At 72.2% G+C, this 17,092-nt stretch carries 10 protein-coding genes; 4 read left to right on the forward strand and 6 right to left on the reverse strand.

Going from position 1 to position 17,092, the window contains the following annotated elements:
• Positions 1 to 54 precede the first annotated feature (54 nt).
• Genes MXD61_RS13665 through MXD61_RS13680 form a run of 4 tightly spaced genes read right to left on the reverse strand, consistent with a single transcriptional unit; the run spans position 55 to position 5,365 of the window.
• Entirely contained in the window at positions 55 to 642 is a 588-nt protein-coding gene (locus MXD61_RS13665) for an ATP/GTP-binding protein (protein WP_248813362.1), read from the reverse strand.
• The gene (locus tag MXD61_RS13670; RefSeq protein WP_248813363.1) at positions 623 to 982 is read right to left on the reverse strand and encodes a DUF742 domain-containing protein; all 360 of its coding nucleotides are present in this window, start codon (positions 980 to 982) and stop codon (positions 623 to 625) included. Before MXD61_RS13670 ends, MXD61_RS13665 begins: the two co-directional genes overlap by 20 nt.
• A 25-nt stretch (positions 983 to 1,007) precedes the next feature.
• Positions 1,008 to 1,430 (reverse strand): roadblock/LC7 domain-containing protein, encoded by a 423-nt coding sequence (locus MXD61_RS13675; protein WP_163547517.1) that lies wholly within the window; start codon positions 1,428 to 1,430, stop codon positions 1,008 to 1,010.
• Positions 1,427 to 5,365, reverse strand: coding sequence for a nitrate- and nitrite sensing domain-containing protein (locus tag MXD61_RS13680; RefSeq protein ID WP_308222748.1), 3,939 nt, complete (start codon positions 5,363 to 5,365; stop codon positions 1,427 to 1,429). Before MXD61_RS13680 ends, MXD61_RS13675 begins: the two co-directional genes overlap by 4 nt.
• Before the next feature lie 630 nt (positions 5,366 to 5,995).
• Between MXD61_RS13680 and guaA the strand changes: the two genes are divergently transcribed.
• From guaA to pcrA, 3 genes are all read left to right on the forward strand, one after another.
• Positions 5,996 to 7,612 (forward strand): glutamine-hydrolyzing GMP synthase, encoded by a 1,617-nt coding sequence (guaA, locus tag MXD61_RS13685; RefSeq protein ID WP_374628909.1) that lies wholly within the window; start codon positions 5,996 to 5,998, stop codon positions 7,610 to 7,612.
• A 208-nt stretch (positions 7,613 to 7,820) separates the two neighbouring features.
• Positions 7,821 to 9,113, forward strand: coding sequence for a threonine/serine dehydratase (locus MXD61_RS13690; RefSeq protein WP_248813365.1), 1,293 nt, complete (start codon positions 7,821 to 7,823; stop codon positions 9,111 to 9,113).
• 63 nt (positions 9,114 to 9,176) lie between these two features.
• Positions 9,177 to 11,732, forward strand: coding sequence for a DNA helicase PcrA (gene pcrA, locus MXD61_RS13695; RefSeq protein ID WP_248813366.1), 2,556 nt, complete (start codon positions 9,177 to 9,179; stop codon positions 11,730 to 11,732).
• 88 nt (positions 11,733 to 11,820) lie between these two features.
• Here the strand turns inward: pcrA and MXD61_RS13700 are convergent, their stop codons facing one another.
• Together MXD61_RS13700 and MXD61_RS13705 are read right to left on the reverse strand one after the other, a co-directional pair.
• Positions 11,821 to 12,693 carry a triacylglycerol lipase gene (locus MXD61_RS13700; RefSeq protein ID WP_248813367.1) on the reverse strand — a complete coding sequence of 291 codons (873 nt, stop codon included), beginning with the start codon at positions 12,691 to 12,693 and terminating at the stop codon, positions 11,821 to 11,823.
• A gap of 172 nt (positions 12,694 to 12,865) precedes the next feature.
• On the reverse strand, positions 12,866 to 14,389 hold the full coding sequence (locus MXD61_RS13705) for a carboxyl transferase domain-containing protein (RefSeq protein WP_248813368.1): 1,524 nt from the start codon (positions 14,387 to 14,389) through the stop codon (positions 12,866 to 12,868).
• Between the two features lie 258 nt (positions 14,390 to 14,647).
• Here MXD61_RS13705 and MXD61_RS13710 point away from each other — a divergent pair, with 258 nt between their 5' ends.
• Complete coding sequence (locus MXD61_RS13710) at positions 14,648 to 16,669, forward strand: protein kinase (RefSeq protein ID WP_248813369.1); 2,022 nt, start codon at positions 14,648 to 14,650, stop codon at positions 16,667 to 16,669.
• Positions 16,670 to 17,092 lie beyond the last annotated feature (423 nt).

Raw genomic sequence — 17,092 nt, forward strand, 5'->3', positions numbered from 1 at the left:
CTCGCCGGGGACCCGGCCGGGGCGAGCTTCGGCTCCCCGGCCGGGTGGGCCCCGTCAGGCCCGGGCGGCGGCCCTGGACATCGTGTGTTCCACCACCGCGATCAGCGCGCTCTTGGTCGAGTCCCGGTTGCGGGCATCGCAGGTGATGATCGGAACGTTCGGGTTGATCTGCAACGCCTCGCGGACGTCCTCGATGGAGTGGCGCAGAATGCCGTCGAAGCAGTTGACGCCGATGACGAACGGCAGCTGGCGCTGCTCGAAGTAGTCGACGGCGGCGAAGCAGTCGGCCAGCCGGCGGGTGTCGGCGAGCACGATCGCGCCGCGCACGATGTCGTCCCACATGAACCAGAAGCGGTACTGCCCGGGCGTCCCGAACAGGTAGAGGATCAGGTCCTCGTCGAGGGAGACACGGCCGAAGTCCATCGCGACCGTGGTCGTGGTCTTGTCCGACAGGTGGGTCAGGTCGTCGACGTGCGCACCGGCCTCGGTCATCACGGCCTCGGTGCGCAGCGGAACAATCTCCGACACCGAGCCCACGAACGTGGTCTTCCCGGCGCCGAAGCCGCCCGCGACCACGATCTTCACCGAGGTCGTGGCGACGGAGGAGTTCACCCTCCTGTTGTCAGAGCTTTCGAAGGCCACTGAGAACCCTTTCGAGCAGCGCGAGATCCGGTGCCTCGTCGCGGTCAGGCTGCTGGTAGACGCGGACGATGCGTTCGTCCGCCATGTCGCCGACCAGCACCCGGGCGACCCCGAGCGGGACTCGGAGGCCGGCGGCGATCTCCGCGATCGATCGCACCTGCCGGCACATGGCGGCGATGGACTGTTGCTCGAGGTTGAGGCCGATGATCCGTTCCTCGCCCTGCGGGGTCGTGATGACCAGCGCCTCAATGGCGAGTTCGTAGCGCGACCGTGTGCGCCCACCGGTCATCGCATAGGGCCGGACCACCGGACCGGGCGCATTGTCGGGATCGATACTCACCCTGACTCCCCGTGAGACCGTTCGTTCACCGCGGAAGCGTTCCCTGTAGCTCGGCGCGCAGAGCCGGGGTCAGGACATCCCGGGCCCGGCTGACCAGCAGGGCCATCTCGTAGCCGACGAGGCCGATGTCGCAGGACGGTGCGGCGAGCACCGCCATGCTCGCGCCATCGCTGATCGCCATGATGAACAGGAACCCGTGTTCCATCTCCACGACCGTCTGCGTCACCGCCCCGGCCTCGAAGACCCGGGCGGCGCCCTGGGTGAGACTGACCAGTCCCGAGGCGACCGCGGCGAGCTGGTCGGCCCGGTCCCGGGGGAAACCGTCCGAGACGGCCAACAGCAGGCCGTCCGCGGACACCACCACGGTGTGGGCAACCCCGGGTACACGGTCGACAAAGTTGTTGATCAGCCAGTTGAGGTTCTGGGCATCAGAACTCACGGGTGTCACCGTTCCTCCTGCGCGTCACGACGGGGATTGCTCGTGGTGTCGACTCCGACATCACGTCCTTGCCGTACGCCCTGGTAGAAGCTGGCCAACCGGCCACCGACAGCTTCGGGGGACCGGGACGCGGTCTCGGCGGGACGCCGGCTTGGCGCGGGTTCGGCGCTGCCGGGCACGAGATGGGTCATGGGGACTCGCACCGGTAGGCCCGAGCTCGTCAGGCCACCGGAGACCGGTCGGCGGGACGCCTCGGCTGCCTGCCAACCGGCGTCGCCGGGAGAGCTCCAGCCCTCCCGGCTCGCTGGCTGCGTCGGCTGGGCTCCCAACGGCTGGGCTCCCAACGGCTGGGGACCTGACGGCGGTCCACCTGCCTGGTAGGCCGCAGAGGCCGCCGCGGGCTGCGGAGAGGTCTGGGGGGCCCGGGCGGGCATGGGCGGGGCTGACTCCACCACGGGATCACCGGCCGGTGTCGCCCGGGACCCGGACAGCGGGTCGTGGCCCGGACGCAGCGGCACGCGGTGCCCGAAGGCGCCGCCGATGCCCGGACGTCCGGCTGGCCGCACCCCAGGAGCACCCGGTGCGCCGGACTCCTGGGCCTCGAGCCGAGGACGCAGCGGCGGTGCCGGTGCAGCCGCTGCGGCGGCCTGTGCCGACGCGGGAGCGCCGCGTCCGTTGGTGCCCTGCGCCCCGGTCGACGTCGGGGTACGGCGCTGGAACCAGGCCGACACCGAATCGAAGATCGGCGACGTCTCGGCGTCATCGGTCTCGGCCGCGTCCGCCTCCGCTTCCGCGGTGTCCGGCTCCGGCGCTGACCGAGCGGCCTGCCGCCCGGCCTGAGCGGCCTGAGTCGACGAGGCCGGCTGTGCCGGGGTGGCCGGCCTCGTCGGTCCGGTCGTCGGTCCGGTCGTGGGTCCGGTCGTGGGTCCGGTCGGGGTGGCCGGCGCTGCCGGCTGCTCGTCCGCGGGGACGACGCGCTGCGGGCCGGTCCGTGGGCCGGTCTGCGGGCCGGTCTGCGGTTCGGACCGGGGCCCGATCTGGAGTCCGGTCTGGGGTCCGGTCCGGGATTCGGAGGGCCGCTCGATCCGGTCGCGGCCGCGCGGGCCGGTGGGTGCCTCGCCGTCGGGCGCTGCCGGGCCCCTGGCGGAGGGTGGGCCGGTGGGCCCCGGCGTCACCGAGATCCCCCCCGGGCGCTCCCGCACCGGCAGGGGCGCCGGCTCGCTTGGTGCGACCTGCGGCTTCTCCGGCCTGGGCTGGGTCGACCAGCGGCTGTCCGGGAACGAGATCTGGCTGGTCGGCTCACCCGTGGCCGGCTCCCGGCGGGGGAGCCCACGGCGTCCGATCGACTCGGTGTCGGGGTTGAGGCCGTCCGGTGCGCGCCGACCGCTCGGCTCACCGCGGTCGCTCGGCCCGCGGTCGTCGCCGGGCGGGGTGGCCTGTGGCCCGGTCGGACCGCCACCGCCCGGCGTGGGCCCGGTGGGTCCGGTGGGGTGGGCCGGGCCGGTGGCGCGGTTGCGGGGGTCGTCCGTGGACCGTCCGCGGACCGGCAGGTTCTCCCCGTCAGGGCCGAACCTGTCGAGCCCGAGGCCCGGCCGGGTGGGCAGGGGGACCGGGCCGGTGCGGTCGGTGCCCAGCGGTGTCGCCATCGGCCCGGTGAGCGGGAAGGGTCCGGTGCTGGGGAGTCGCTGCGTGCTGCTGGAGTCCTCGAACAGGCTTCCCGGCGCGGCGGGGGAGCTGCCGGCCAGGGTGTGGTGCCCGTTGCTGGAGCCGTTGGCGGAACCGCCGGCCGCGGCCGGCAGGGCGGGAGTGGGTCCGGTGCGCCCGGCCGGCTCGGTACCGATGGCCGGGCGTGCGGCGCTGTCGGCGGCGGGCAGGGCTGGGGACGCGGTGGCGGTCGGCCGGTTGATGGCCGGCACGCGGCCGGCGCCGCCGGCGCTGTCGCCGGTGACCAGGCGGGCGGGCAGTCGCACGACCGCGGTGATCCCGCCGGAGGAGGACTCACGCAGCTGCACGCGGATGCCGTGCCGGCTGGCCAGCCGTCCGACGGCGAACAGACCCATGGTGCGGGAGACGGACACGTCCACGACCGGCGGGTTCGCCAGCCGCTCGTTGACCCGCTCGAGCTCCTTGGCGGGCATGCCGATGCCCTGGTCCTCGATCTCGATCATCGCGCCGGCGCCGGGGCCGAGTGAATGACTCGTCACCCGCACGTCGGTCACCGGCGGCGAATAGGACGTGGCGTTCTCCAGCAGCTCCGCGACCAGGTGGACGACGTCGCTGACACCGTTTCCGGCGATGGACACCGGGGCGGCGGTGGTCTGCTTGACCCGGGTGTACTGCTCCACCTCGGAAATGGCCGCCAGGACCACTTCGTTGAGTGGGACGGGATGGGTCCAGCGTCGTGCGGTGTCGGTTCCGGCGAGAACCAACAGGCTCTCGTTGTTCCGCCGCATTCGGGTGGCGAGGTGGTCGAGTTTGAACAGGTTCGACAGCTGGTCGGGGTCCTGTTCGCGGTTTTCCAGATCGTCGATCAGGCGAAGCTGGCGTTCCACCAGGCCCTGGCTTCGCCGGGACAGGTTCACGAACATGGCGTTCACGTTGTTTCGCAGCGACGCCTGTTCGGAGGCCAGCCGGACCGCCTCGCGGTGGACCTCGTCGAAGGCCCGGGCGACGTCACCGACCTCCTCGTCGGTGGTGATACCGACGGGTTCGATCGCGTCGTCGAAGTGCTGGTCGGTGGAGTCCCGCAGCCGGCGGACGGCCTCGGGCAGTCGACGGTCGGCGACATCCAGCGCCGCGGTGCGCAGTGCCAGCAGCGGGCGCACCAGCGACCGTGCCACGATCAGCGCGGCCAGCAGGGCGGTGGCCAGGATGAGCACGACCAGCAGACCGGACAGCAGGGCCCGGCGCTGGATGTCGCTGCGCAGCGAGTCGACCCGCTCGTCGGCGACGTCGAGCATCTTGCCGGTCGCATCGATCCCGATGTCGATGGTCTCTTTCGTGGAGCGGTTCCAGATTTCCGTGGAGATGTCGAGCCGCTGACCGATCGAGGCGTTGAGGATCTTCTCGATGATGTTGTCGGTGTTCTTGATGTCGCCGCTGAAGTCCGCGTCGACCGTCGGCCGGTAGAGAGCGAGCAGCGCGGGATTCTGCAGGTCCTCGATCACGGACTGGTCGCGACCGCGCTGGGTCTCGGCGGACAGGAACTCGCGGAAGTCGGACTCGAGGAAGGGTGTGCCCCGGCCCTCGATCAGACGCAGGATGAGCGCCTGTTGTTCGGCGAGGAGTTCGGTCGCCGAGAGCTGGTAGAACGCCGCGCTGACGGCGTCGTCCAGCTGCTGGTCGTCATTTCCCTGCGGGATGAGTCGAACCAGCTCGAGCAGCGAGTCGATGATGGGAGCGAACGCCGTGCCGACCGCGCGGGCGTCGACGAGCCGCTGGATGGCCTGCCGCTTGGCGGGCAGCGTGCTCATCCGGTCACGCACGTCGTCGAGTGCGGAACGGACTGAGGAACCGAACGAGTCGTGCCGCTTGTCCGCCACCGCGGTGTATGCCCGATAGGCATCGTTGACCGCTGACTGGCGAGCCGGGATGGGGTCCGTGTTGCGGGATCCGATCGGGCCGCTGGCGACGAAGCCGGTGCTGTACGTCCGCTCCAGCTGCAACGTCTGGACGAGGGTGACCGCGGACTTGCTGATCCGGGTGAGGTCGGAGATCCGGTTGACATCGCGGGTGTTGGTCAGCACGGAGCCGGCCGCGATCGAGGAGTAGACCAGAATCGCGACGACCGGAACGATCAGGACCGCGATCAGTTTCGTGCGGACTCGCCAGTTGGTGGGGGTGGCGACCGCATGGCGAAGCCGGCTCAGGCCAGACCCCCCCGGTCCTCTGGGCGCCGACGGATGATCGTCACGCTGCGTAGCAGCGCCGTCCTCGTTGTCCACGGGCAAACCCTGGGCCGAGGTCGGCTCCGAGTCTGCGGCGATGCCCGTGCTACTGGCCATCGGTTGTCTGCGCACGTACCTTCGCAACCTCTCCGCCGGCCCCCCGGAACACATCGTGCCGGAGGGCTCGGTATCGGGCCCGGATGTCCCTTGTCAAGCACCATAGCGGTACGAAGTCGGCATCCGAAAGGTGCCTACCGTAAGCCCGTTCGTGGCCAGGTGTCCGTTGTAACCGGAGTGCGCGCCGTGACCGTCCGGGTAACCCGGCACGCGACGCAACAACGTACGCCATCGGGCGGCGTGGCTTGTACGGGACAGAGCGGGGGTACGCGCAAAATCCGGCATCTCAGGCATCTACGACACTGACTCTTCTGATGTTCGGGCTTGCCCGCCCAGCATTGCACCTTTGGGGTATTGGCACCCCCGGGCGGGTTGGTGCGCCGACGGGGTGCGCCTCGGGGCCCCGCCGACGGGGGCCCGGCGGTCCCGGGCCGGCCACGGGAGGTCCGTCCACCGGTGCACGCGCCCTCGCTCCGCCCGAAGGTGGGCGCGGATCCGTAGGCTGGCGCGGTGAGCGAGATACGACCCGGCGACCCCGGCCACGCTGTGAGATCGCAGGATGACCACGCGGTGGCGAGCCGGTCGGCCAGCCCCGGGGCGGCACCCGTGCGGGCCGGCGCCGGGCACGCGGGCAACGACACCGTCCTGGTTCTTGACTTCGGCGCGCAGTACGCGCAGCTGATCGCCCGGCGGGTGCGGGAGTGCCACGTGTACTCCGAGATCGTGCCCTGGGACCTGCCGGTCGAGGATCTTCTTGCGCGCAGACCGTCCGCACTCATCCTTTCTGGTGGGCCGCGCTCGGTGTACTCACCCGGCGCACCCCGGGTTGATCCCGCGTTGTTCGAGACCGGTCTGCCGATCCTCGGTATCTGTTACGGCCACCAGGTGATGGCCCAGGCGCTGGACGGGGTGGTGGACCGGACCGGAACGGCCGAGTACGGAGCGACCCGCCTGCGGGTGTCCGAGCCCGGTGTCCTGTTCGACGGGCTGCCGACCGACCAGCAGGTGTGGATGTCCCACGGTGACTCGGTCTCCCAGGCCCCACCGGGCTTCCTGGTGACCGCGTCCACCCCGTCGACGCCGGTGGCCGCGTTCGAGGACCGTCAGCGGCGGCTGTACGGGGTGCAGTTCCACCCGGAGGTGCTGCACAGCGAGCGTGGCCTGGACGTGCTGCGGCACTTCCTGCTGGCCGGCGCCGGGTGTCGACCGACCTGGACGATGGTCAACATCGTCGACGAGGCGGTCGCCGCGGTGCGCGCGCAGGTGGGCAGCGGCCGGCTGATCTGCGGGCTCTCCGGCGGTGTCGACTCGGCGGTGGCCGCGGCCCTCGTTCACCGGGCGGTCGGCGACGCGCTGACCTGTGTGTTCGTCGACCACGGTCTGTTGCGTGAGGGCGAGGCCGAGCAGGTCGAGCGGGAGTTCGTCGCCTCCACCGGTGTCGAACTCGTCCACGTGAAGGCGGCCGACCGGTTCGCCGGCGCGCTCGCCGGGGTCAGCGAACCCGAGCAGAAGCGGAAGATCATCGGACGGGAGTTCATCCGGGTCTTCGAGGAGGCGGCCCGCGAACTCGAGGCCCGCGCCGAGGCCGAGGGCGCGACGATTGACCATCTGGTGCAGGGCACGCTGTACCCCGACGTGATCGAGTCCGGTTCCGCCACCGCGGCCAAGATCAAGTCCCATCACAATGTCGGCGGTCTGCCGGACGATCTGCAGTTCGGCCTGATCGAGCCGCTGCGTTCGCTGTTCAAGGACGAGGTGCGCCGCCTGGGTGAGGAACTCGGCCTGCCCGAGGAGATCGTCTGGCGTCAGCCGTTCCCCGGGCCCGGGCTCGCCGTGCGCATCATCGGCGAGGTCACCCCCGAGCGCCTCGACGTCGTGCGCGCCGCCGACGCGGTGGTCCGCGACGAGATCCGCCGCGCCGGGCTCGACCGGGAGATCTGGCAGGTCTTCGCGGTCCTGCTCGCCGATGTGCGCTCCGTCGGAGTGCAGGGCGACGAGCGCACCTACGGCCATCCGATCGTCCTGCGCGCCGTGACCAGCGAGGACGCCATGACCGCAGACTGGGCCCGGCTGCCGTACAACCTGCTCGAGCGGATCTCCAATCGGATCGTCAACGAGGTTCCCCAGGTCAACCGGGTGGTCTACGACATCACGTCGAAGCCGCCGGGGACCATCGAGTGGGAGTGAGCCGGCCGTCCGCCGGGGTCGGGGTCGCGTTTGACGTCCCGGCCCCCGGCGGGCACCCTTGAGGTGTGACCCTGCACCAGATGGCCATTACGTAGGCGCGCACCCGCATCCCGGGCTCGCGCGCCCTGCCCTTCCGTCGTTGCGGCGGAAGGGTTTTTTGTTGCCGCGGCCACGGTGAGGTGGTCGCATCGCCATTGGAGAGGCCGCCATGACCGCACCCGCCACCGACGACGAACCGGCATCCACCCCGACGTCCACCGTGTCCGCCCGGCGTGATCCGCCCGCGGGGGTGTCCCTGCCCGCGATCGAGTCCGCGGCGCGGGTCCTGAGTGACGTCGTGCGGCGGACCCGGGTGGTGCGTGCCGGTGGTCTGGACGCCACGCTCGGCCTGCCGGTCTGGCTCAAGTGCGAGCACGAGCAGCACACCGGTTCGTTCAAGCTGCGCGGCGCCTACCACCGGGTGGCGTGCGCCGATCCGGACGAGCGCGCTCGCGGGGTCGTCGCGGCCAGCGCCGGCAACCACGCCCAGGGCGTGGCGTACGCGGCGGCGGCCTTCGGTGTCCCCGCGACGATCTTCGTGCCGGCCGGCGCCAACCCGGTCAAGATCGCCCGGACGAGAGGCCTCGGCGCCCGGGTCGAACAGGTACCCGGTGGGGTGGAGGCCGCTCTGGCCGCCGCCGCGGAGTTCGCCGCCGCGGGCGGCCGGCTGCTGGTGCATCCCTTCGACGATCCCGCGGTGATCGCAGGGCAGGGCACGATCGGTCTGGAACTGCTCGACCAGGTGCCGGACCTGCGCACGGTCGTGGTCGGGGTGGGCGGTGGCGGGCTTCTCAGCGGGATCGCGGTGGCCCTGCGGGCGCGACGGCCCGAGGTGCGGGTCATCGGCGTCCAGTCGGTGCTGTCGCCCGCCTTCGCCGCGGCCCTGCGCCAGCCCACGTCCAGGGTGGACGTGCCAGCCGTGGACGTGCCAGCCGTGGACGTGCCGGTGCTGGACGTGCCGGTGCTGGGACGGTCCTGCCGGCGACCGACCCTGCCGCGTTCGCCGGCGTCGGCCATGGGGCGGCGCACGATCGCCGATGGCATGGCGGTACGCGAGCCGGGACGCCTGACCCTGGCGCTGGCCCGATCACTGGTGGACGACGTGGTCACCGTCGACGAGGCGGCCTTCTGGTCGGCGATGGTGTGGCTGCGCCGGTCCGGCCTGGTGGTCGAGCCCGCGGGGGCGGCGCCGCTCGCGGCCCTGCTGCGCCACGGCGGGCTGGCCCGGGGATCGACGGTGGCCGTCCTGTCCGGTGGCAACATCGACCCGGCCGTGGATGCCCGGGTGCGGGCCCTGGCCGGGTCGGCGCAGGTGCCTTCGGCAGACCCGGTCGAGGGTGACCTGGTGCCCGGTGACCTGGTGTCCGGCGACCTCGTGCCGAGCGATCCGGTGTCCAGCGATCCGGTCAGGACCACGGGTGTGGCCAGCCCACCGGGTATGGCCGGATCGCGGTGCCCATAGGGTGGCCACAGGGGTCGGTTCGCCCGCCGACTGGTTCGATGTCGAACGTATGATCGAGGTTGTATGAGCGCACTGTTCGGTGAGTCCTCCGGCGCCGTCGGTGGCGTGCCCTACGACTTGTTCGGTCCGGCCGTCCTGGCCCCCGTGGCAGGAGACGGTTCCGGCGGTTTCGGCGGCCCTGATGCCGCGCCCCGGCTCGACGCGGAGGGCCTGCTCGACGGGCTCAATCCCCAGCAGCGTGCCGCGGTGGTGCACATCGGCGCGCCGCTGCTGGTGGTCGCGGGTGCGGGGTCGGGCAAGACACGGGTACTCGCCCATCGCATCGCCTATCTGCTGGCGGCGCGCGATGTGCGGCCGGGGGAGATCCTCGCGATCACCTTCACGAACAAGGCCGCCGCCGAGATGCGCGAGCGGGTCGGCGCGCTCGTCGGCCCGCGGGCCCGGGCGATGTGGGTCAGCACGTTCCACTCGGCCTGCGTGCGCATCCTGCGTTCGGAGGCGAAGCGGCTCGGGTTCGCCTCGTCGTTCTCCATCTACGACGCCGCCGACGCCCAGCGCCTGATCGCCCTCGTCACCCGGGATCTCGACCTGGACCCCAAGCGGCATCCCGCCCGGGGCCTCGCCGCGCAGATCAGCAACCTGAAGAACGAGCTGGTCGACTGGGAGCGGGCCCGCGACCGGGCCTCGAGTCACCTCGAGCGCACCGTCGCCGAGGTGTATGCCGCCTATCAGCAGCGTCTCGTGCAGGCCAACGCGCTCGACTTCGACGACCTGATCATGATGACGGTGAACCTGCTGCAGGCGTTCCCCGACGTCGCCGAGCACTATCGCCGCCGCTTCCGACACATCCTGGTGGACGAGTACCAGGACACCAACCACGCGCAGTACGTGCTGATCCGCGAGCTCGTCGGCCAGCCGGCCCACGACGCGGACTCGGCCGCCGCTGACACCGGCGCCGTGGTGGCCGCCGCGGGTGCCGACGACCCGGCCGGCACGTCGTCCGCCCTCGACACGGTCACCTGGCCTTCGGGTGCGGTGCCGCCGGGCGAGCTGTGCGTGGTCGGGGACGCTGACCAGTCGATCTACGCGTTCCGGGGCGCGAACATCCGCAACATCGTGGAGTTCGAGGAGGATTTCCCGGCCGCCGCGGTGATCCTGCTGGAGCAGAACTACCGGTCGACCCAGACCATTCTGTCCGCAGCGAATGCGGTGATCGCCCGTAACAACCAGCGCAAGGACAAGCGGCTGTGGTCCGATGCGGGCGACGGCGAGAAGATTGTCGGTTTCGTCGCCGACAACGAGCATGACGAGGCGGCTTTTGTCGCTGAGGAGGTCGACCGCCTTACCGATGCCGGGCTCGCCCGGCCGGCGGATGTCGCGGTCTTCTACCGGACGAACGCGCAGAGCCGGGTGTTCGAGGAGATCTTCGTCCGGGTCGGGCTGCCCTACCGGGTCGTTGGCGGGGTGCGTTTCTACGAGCGCCGCGAGGTCCGGGATCTGCTCGCCTACCTTCGGGTGCTGGCGAACCCGACCGACACGGTGAACCTGCGGCGCATCCTGAACGTGCCACGCCGTGGCATCGGGGACCGGGCCGAGACGGCGCTCGCGGGCTTCGCCGAGGCGGAGCGGATCGGTTTCGCGGCGGCCCTGGAACGGGTGGGCGAGATCCCGAGCATGGCGGCCCGCTCGACGAAGTCGGTGCGTGAGTTCACCGCCCTGCTCGCCGACCTGCGGGCGCTTGAGGCGGACGGGCCGGTGGCGGTGGTCGAGGCGGTGCTGGAACGCACCGGCTACCTCGCGGAACTGCTCGCCGAGGACACCGTCGAGTCGCAGGGACGGGTGGAGAACCTCCAGGAGTTCGTCGGCGTCGTACAGGAGTTCGTGGAGCGCAACCCCGAGGGCTCCCTCGCCACCTTCCTCGAGCAGGTCTCGCTGGTCGCCGACGCCGACCAGATTCCCACCGACGACGGCTCCGACGGGGTCGTCACCCTGATGACCCTGCACAGCGCCAAGGGGCTCGAGTTTCCCGTCGTCTTCCTCACCGGCCTTGAGGACGGGGTCTTCCCGCATCAGCGCACCCTGGGTGACCCGACCCAGATGGAGGAGGAGCGTCGCCTCGCCTACGTCGGGCTCACCCGGGCCCGGGCCCGGCTCTACCTCACCCGCTCGGTGATGCGCAGCGCCTGGGGCCAGCCGGCCCACAACCCGCCGTCCCGCTTCCTCGGTGAGGTGCCGGAGGCGCTCGTCGACTGGCGTCGCCTGGCCGAGGTTGCGCCGCCGCCCCCCGCCCGCACCTGGGGTTCGAGCACGGGTTCGACCACGGGCACCTTCGGTGGTGGCTTCGTCGGCGGATCGGCTGTCGGTGCCAGCAGCGGTGGCGGCTCCGGGGCCAATCGTCGTCCGCTGCCGAACTCGCCGTTCGCCGGGCGGGCCAAGCCGGCGGTGCGGCCGATGGTCGAACTGCGCGAGGGCGACCGGGTGACGCACGACAGCTTCGGGCTCGGCGTCGTGGTCACCATGCGGGGGATGGGTGACTCGACCGAGGCCACGATCGACTTCGGTGCCGAGGCCGGCACGAAGCGACTGCTGCTGCGGTACGCACCCGTCGTGAAACTCTGACCCAGGGGCCCAGCGGATGACCCCGGGGTGCGGGCCACGACCCCGGGGTCAGGTTCGGTCCGTGGGCCGGCTCAGGCTGTGAGCTGGCTCAGGCTGTGTCGGTGGGGTTCCGCGTGGACCCGGTGAGCCAGGCCGTGACCTGGTGGGCCACGGTGCCGCTGAAGGCCAGCGAGTGGTGTCCGAGGCCGGGCACGACAAGGTTGACCGCGTCCAGGTCAGGATGATCGACGACGGCGCTGCCCGGACGGACCACCGTGTCGAGCGCGGCGGCGACGGCGAAGATCCGGGTGTGGCAGTCCGGCGCCGGTTCGGCGAGTTCCGCGATCAGCGGCGAATCCGGCCGTAGCTGACGCAGCAGCGGGTACGGCAGCGCCCGCGGTACCAGTTCGGCCAGCCGGGTGCCGCCGTGCGGACTGGCGAGTGTGATCAGCGTGCCGACCTGCCGGTCGCCGCCCATCCGCTGGACGTAGTACCGCGCGATCAGCCCACCCAGGGAGTGGGCGATGATCGTGACCTGGCCATCGGGCCCGGCGATCCGGGTGACCGCCTCGGCCAGCACCCGCGCGCCGTCCTGCACGCTGGTGGTGCGTAGCGGCAGCTGCACCGGCACCACCCGGCGAAAGCCACGGCGGCGCAGATGGCGGTGCAGCCGGGCGAACACCGACCGGTTGTCGACCAGGCCGTGGACGAGCAGCACCGGAGTGGTGGCCGTGTCGGGGGAGCGCACCAGCAGGCCGCGCTGCAGCGGTGCCAGCCCGCCGAGGGAGTAGCCCTCGTCGCGCTGGGTGAGTCGGCGCAGCGCGCCCGCCGGGTACAACGCCAGATGGGTGGCGAGGCAGGCGGTCTCGACGGCGAGGCCGCGGGCGTTCGCCGGGGTCGCGAGCAGGCCGGCGGTGATCGTCCGTGAGCGGTCGCGTTGAGGGGACGGCGACCAGCCGGGGTCGGATTCGGCCACGGTCACCGGGGATGTTGCGGCTATCTCTGATCACTCTCCCTGTTTCGCGGCCGCGTCGGTACCGGGGTCACCGTCCTCGACGCGGCCCGGGTGGCCCGCCGCCGGGCGGGCGCGGCGGGCTCGGTGGGCGCCCGGCTTCGTCCGGGGCGTCCGACCTGTTCCGGGAAACGCAGAGAGATTACAGACTGTTACGTAGTTCTGTCGACCAGCGGGCCCGTCGGAGCCGGCGGCGCACATCCGGATCCTGTGTGCCCAACCGGGCGCACCACGTGATCGCGGCGTCCGTGATCGTGGCGGCGTCGGTGCCCGGGAGCAGGTCGTCGGCGAAGCCGAGCCGGTGCAGATCGGTGGGGCGCAGCCCGGCGGCGTTCGCCGCCTGCTCGGCGGGAAGTCGTAGCGTCACCGCGGCACCTTCGGGCGAAAGCGCGGTGAAATAGCTCTGCGGTGTCATCAGGAGAACGTCGGTGACGGCCGCGGCGAGCGCCCCGCCGGAGCCACCCTCACCGTGCACGATCGCCACGGTCGGCGACGGGCAGGCCAGCACCGCCGCCATCGCGTCCCCGATCGCCGCGGCGATGCCGGCGCTCTCGGCGGCGGGGCCCGACGCCGCCCCCGGGGTGTCGACCAGCGTGATCAGCGCGCCCCCGAGCTTGCCTGCCAACCGGGCCGCACGCGACAGCAGACGGTAACCGTCTGGTCCCGGTGCGGTGCCGCGGGTCGCGCCCAACGCCACGACCACCGCGAGTGCCGTCTCGGCCGCGACCCGCGGATGTGGCTGCTGGTCCGCCCGGACGGCGGGAAGCCGGCCGATGCGGGCGGCGACGCAGGGGTCGGCGCCGGCGAGGTCGACGCCGTCCGGCAGCAGCGCGTGCAGCAGCTCGGTGCCGGACGGGCGGGCCGCGGCCCTGGTCCGACGCACCTGCTCCCAGCCGGTTCGGGCCACCTCCACGGTGCGCGCCCCGCCCACGGGTGGGGGTGGCGGCGCTGGCACCGGTATCGGTGTGGGTCGGGCAGGTGTCGGTGTCGGTGTCGGTTCGAGGGGGGTCGCAGGGGTCAGGGTGGTCAGGGCGCGGTGCAGCCAGTCGGCGACGGCCTCGGGGTCGAGTTCCGCGTCCACCAGGCCGGCAGCCGCCGCGGAGGTGGCCGTATGGCTGTCGGCGGGCGGCGGGGTGCCGGTCATCGCCGCGACCACCCGCGGGCCGGAGAAACCGACGGTGGCACCGGTGACCGCGCAGCGCAGGTCGCTGCGGGAGCCGATGGTGACCCAGACCCCGCCGGTGGTGGGCTGGTCCGCCACGGCGACGTGCCCGATGCCGGCCTCGTCCAGCGCGGCGAGCGCCAACGCCACCCGGGGCAGGCCGACGAGCCCCGCGACCCCCTCCTGGAGGCGGGTGCCACCGCTGCGCAGGAACGACACCAGCGGACGGCGGATGGTCGCCGCGTGGGCCGCCGCCGCGGCGAAGCCGGCCGCGTCCGCCTCGCCGAAGCTTCCGCCGTGCACGGTGAAGTCCCACACCGCCGCGACCGCCTCGACCCCCGCTATCGGGCCGGTTCCCCACCTAAGCGCCGGCCGTCCGTCGTAGTCCGGCCAGCCCAGGCGGTTGGGTGACCCGATGCCGCTGGAACGCAGGGCGATACCCGCGAGCAGGGCCGATCGCCACTGGGCAGGAGCGCGCACGCGGGCGTGGCTTGTGCTGTCCATGTCCGCATCTTGCGGGTGCGGACCGCCGTGGTGACCTGTGCGCCGGCCGCGGTGTTCCAGGACACGCCGCGAGGAGGGGTCGGCGAGTGGTGTGGCGGGTGATGCTCGAACGATCCGTGATGACGGATGGAAGGGGACGAATGTGACGTACTGGACGGAACGTCCCGTGTCGGCGATGCACGTACGCTGTGGCGCACAGTCCCCTGCGCGGGCGGGCATTCGCACCACAGTCGCGACCCCGGTGCAGTGAGGAGAGCGATGCTCACACCGCTGCTTGAGGAGGACCCTCGCCAGATCGGGCCGTACCGGCTGCAGAACCGGATCGGGGCGGGCGGGATGGGAACCGTCTACCTCGGCTTCACGCCTGATCAGCGGGCGGTGGCGGTCAAGGTGGCGTCCGAGGATCTGGCTGAGGACGTCGAGTTCCGCAGCCGGTTCGAACGGGAGGTGCACGCGGCCCTTCGGGTCCGGGGCAACGCGGTAGCCGCCGTTCTGGACGCCGACACCGACGCGCTGGCACCGTGGATGGTCACCGAGTACGTCGAGGGCATCAGCCTGGCGCAGGCCGTGCGGGCCCGTGGCCGGCTCGAGAACCACCTCGTGCGTGGGCTCGCCGTCGGCCTCGCCGACGCGCTGGTCGCCATCCACTCGGCGGGTGTCGTCCATCGTGATCTGAAACCGTCGAACATCCTGCTGGCCTGGGACGGCCCGAAGGTGATCGACTTCGGCGTCGCCCATCTGACCGACAGCAGCACGCTGACCCGCACCGGTCATGTGATCGGGACGCTGGCGTGGATGTCACCCGAACAGATGCGGGGAGAGACCTCCGGTTCGGCGGCGGACATCTTCGCCTGGGCGAACTGCGTGACCTACGCGGCGACGGGGCGCCATCCCTTCCACGCCGAGTCGCCCGACCAGCTCGCGCTGCGGGTCCAGCGGGACGCCCCGGATCTCGACGCGCTGCCGGCCTACCTGCACAGCGTCGTGGCCCGGTCACTGTCGAAGGACCCCGCGCGCCGCCCGACCGCGTCCGCTCTGCTGGCCGCGCTGGTCGGACGCACCTCGGTGGAGGGGGTCACGGAGGCCGACGCGGTGGCCAGCGACTTCCTCGAACGCACCTGGACCGGGACCGGCCACGTCCCCGGCGACAGTGTCACCGTCCTGCCGGACGCGGCTGGTCCGGCCATCGGCGCTGGTCCGGCCGGAGGTTCGGGGTCGGCCCCGGCCACGGGTGCCGGGGTGACTCCAGCGGGAGATGCCGGGCAGGCGGAGCGGCCGGCCTACGGCTGGTCGCCACGGGTACCGCGGCCGGTTCCGGTGACGGGGCTCTGGCCCCTCGGCGCGCCACCGCCCGCCTCGGCGTTTCGGCCCACGGTGCCGTCGCAGTCGGCGATCCCGTCGCCCCCGCCGCTGCACAGCTCGCGTCTGAAGCCGCTGCCGCCGACGCCCGGGCCACCGCCCCGGCCGCTGCCGTCGCCGGCTGACGCCGCCGGTACGCGTCGCCGACCCCGCGTGCCGGGTTCGGGATCTGGCGGTCTGCCGGTGGGTGGCCAGGGCACCGAGCCCTCGAACGCGCCTTCGGTGATCTCGACCTGGACCTATGACGAGGACGATCCGGACCCGCGGGCTCCGGTACGCGCCCAGCCCACGGCGCGTCCGGACGTCGCCCCGGTCGAGGACGACTGGCTGGAGGAACGCGAACGGCGCCCACCGATGCGCCGGCCCGGCCCGGCCCGGCCAGCGGATGCGGCCGAGGAGACCATCCGCCCGGCCGACCCGACACCGCGGTCACATCCGCCGCGCCCGGCGGAGATCGACACCTGGGCTCGTCCGGCGAACCCGGGAGCCCAGTCCGCCGGGTCCACGCCGCCGGTGCCCGCGGGGCCGTCGAACCGGCCGGTGACGGCATCGGGATCGTCGGCCCGGCTGCCGGTCCGCGCACCGACCCGAGCGCCGGCCCCCGCGCGTGTCCCGCCCGCGGGGGAGATCAGGCCGACGCCATCGCGGCCGATCTCCGCCCCGCTGCCGCGGGGGTTCCCGACGACCACCCCGGTCGTGCGGGGACTCAACGGCCGGGCCCTGCTGTCGGTGGTGCTGGGGCTGGGCTGGCTGTTCGGGGTGGGCAGCGTCGCCGCGGTCGTCATCGGCCAGCGGGCCCGGACCCAGATCCGTCGTCACAACCAGCGGGGCGAGCGGCTCGCCACGGTGGGCATCGGCCTGGGATGGACCGGAATCGGGCTGACGGCCACCAGCCTCCTGATCGTCCTCGCGTTGCGCTGAATGGAGACGCGTCGCGAGACAAAGGTCCGGAAGGCCGACCACGATCGGTGTTGTTCTACTGTGATTTGTGGCATATCACGAGCCGCGTTGTCCGTGATGTCGAACACCAATGGTCGCGCTGGCGCGTCCGATGGTCACGTAGAGCTTCTCGATGACAGCGTGGTGGTGGGCGCGACGCGCCGCCCGGATGGGTCGGCGGAGGTGGGCTGCCACCTCATTTGTCCCGTATCGCCGGGCCTGACGTGGGCCGCGACCCGGGTGGCCGATGCGTTCGGCCACCCGTCCACCGCCCGGACGGGCCAGGTAGCCGGGCCGGGTCGGGGCACCGGGGTGCCGGTGGCGGCCCTTCGCGTACCGCGCGCGAAAACCCGCTCGTCAGTAGGCTCTCAGGCGTTCTGTGCAGCTCCATGCAGCCCTACAAAA

Origin of the sequence: Frankia sp. AgPm24, assembly GCF_023243055.1 — a bacterium.
Taxonomy (GTDB): domain Bacteria; phylum Actinomycetota; class Actinomycetes; order Frankiales; family Frankiaceae; genus Frankia; species Frankia umida.

What these genes read in the sequence shown, in the direction of transcription:
- MXD61_RS13705 (WP_248813368.1), bottom strand. Translation starts at nt 14,389, where the DNA reads ATGGACAGCACAAGCCACGCCCGCGTGCGCGCTCCTGCCCAGTGGCGA.
- MXD61_RS13710 (WP_248813369.1), top strand. Translation starts at nt 14,648, where the DNA reads ATGCTCACACCGCTGCTTGAGGAGGACCCTCGCCAGATCGGGCCGTAC.
- MXD61_RS13690 (WP_248813365.1), top strand. Translation starts at nt 7,821, where the DNA reads ATGACCGCACCCGCCACCGACGACGAACCGGCATCCACCCCGACGTCC.
- pcrA (WP_248813366.1), top strand. Translation starts at nt 9,177, where the DNA reads ATGAGCGCACTGTTCGGTGAGTCCTCCGGCGCCGTCGGTGGCGTGCCC.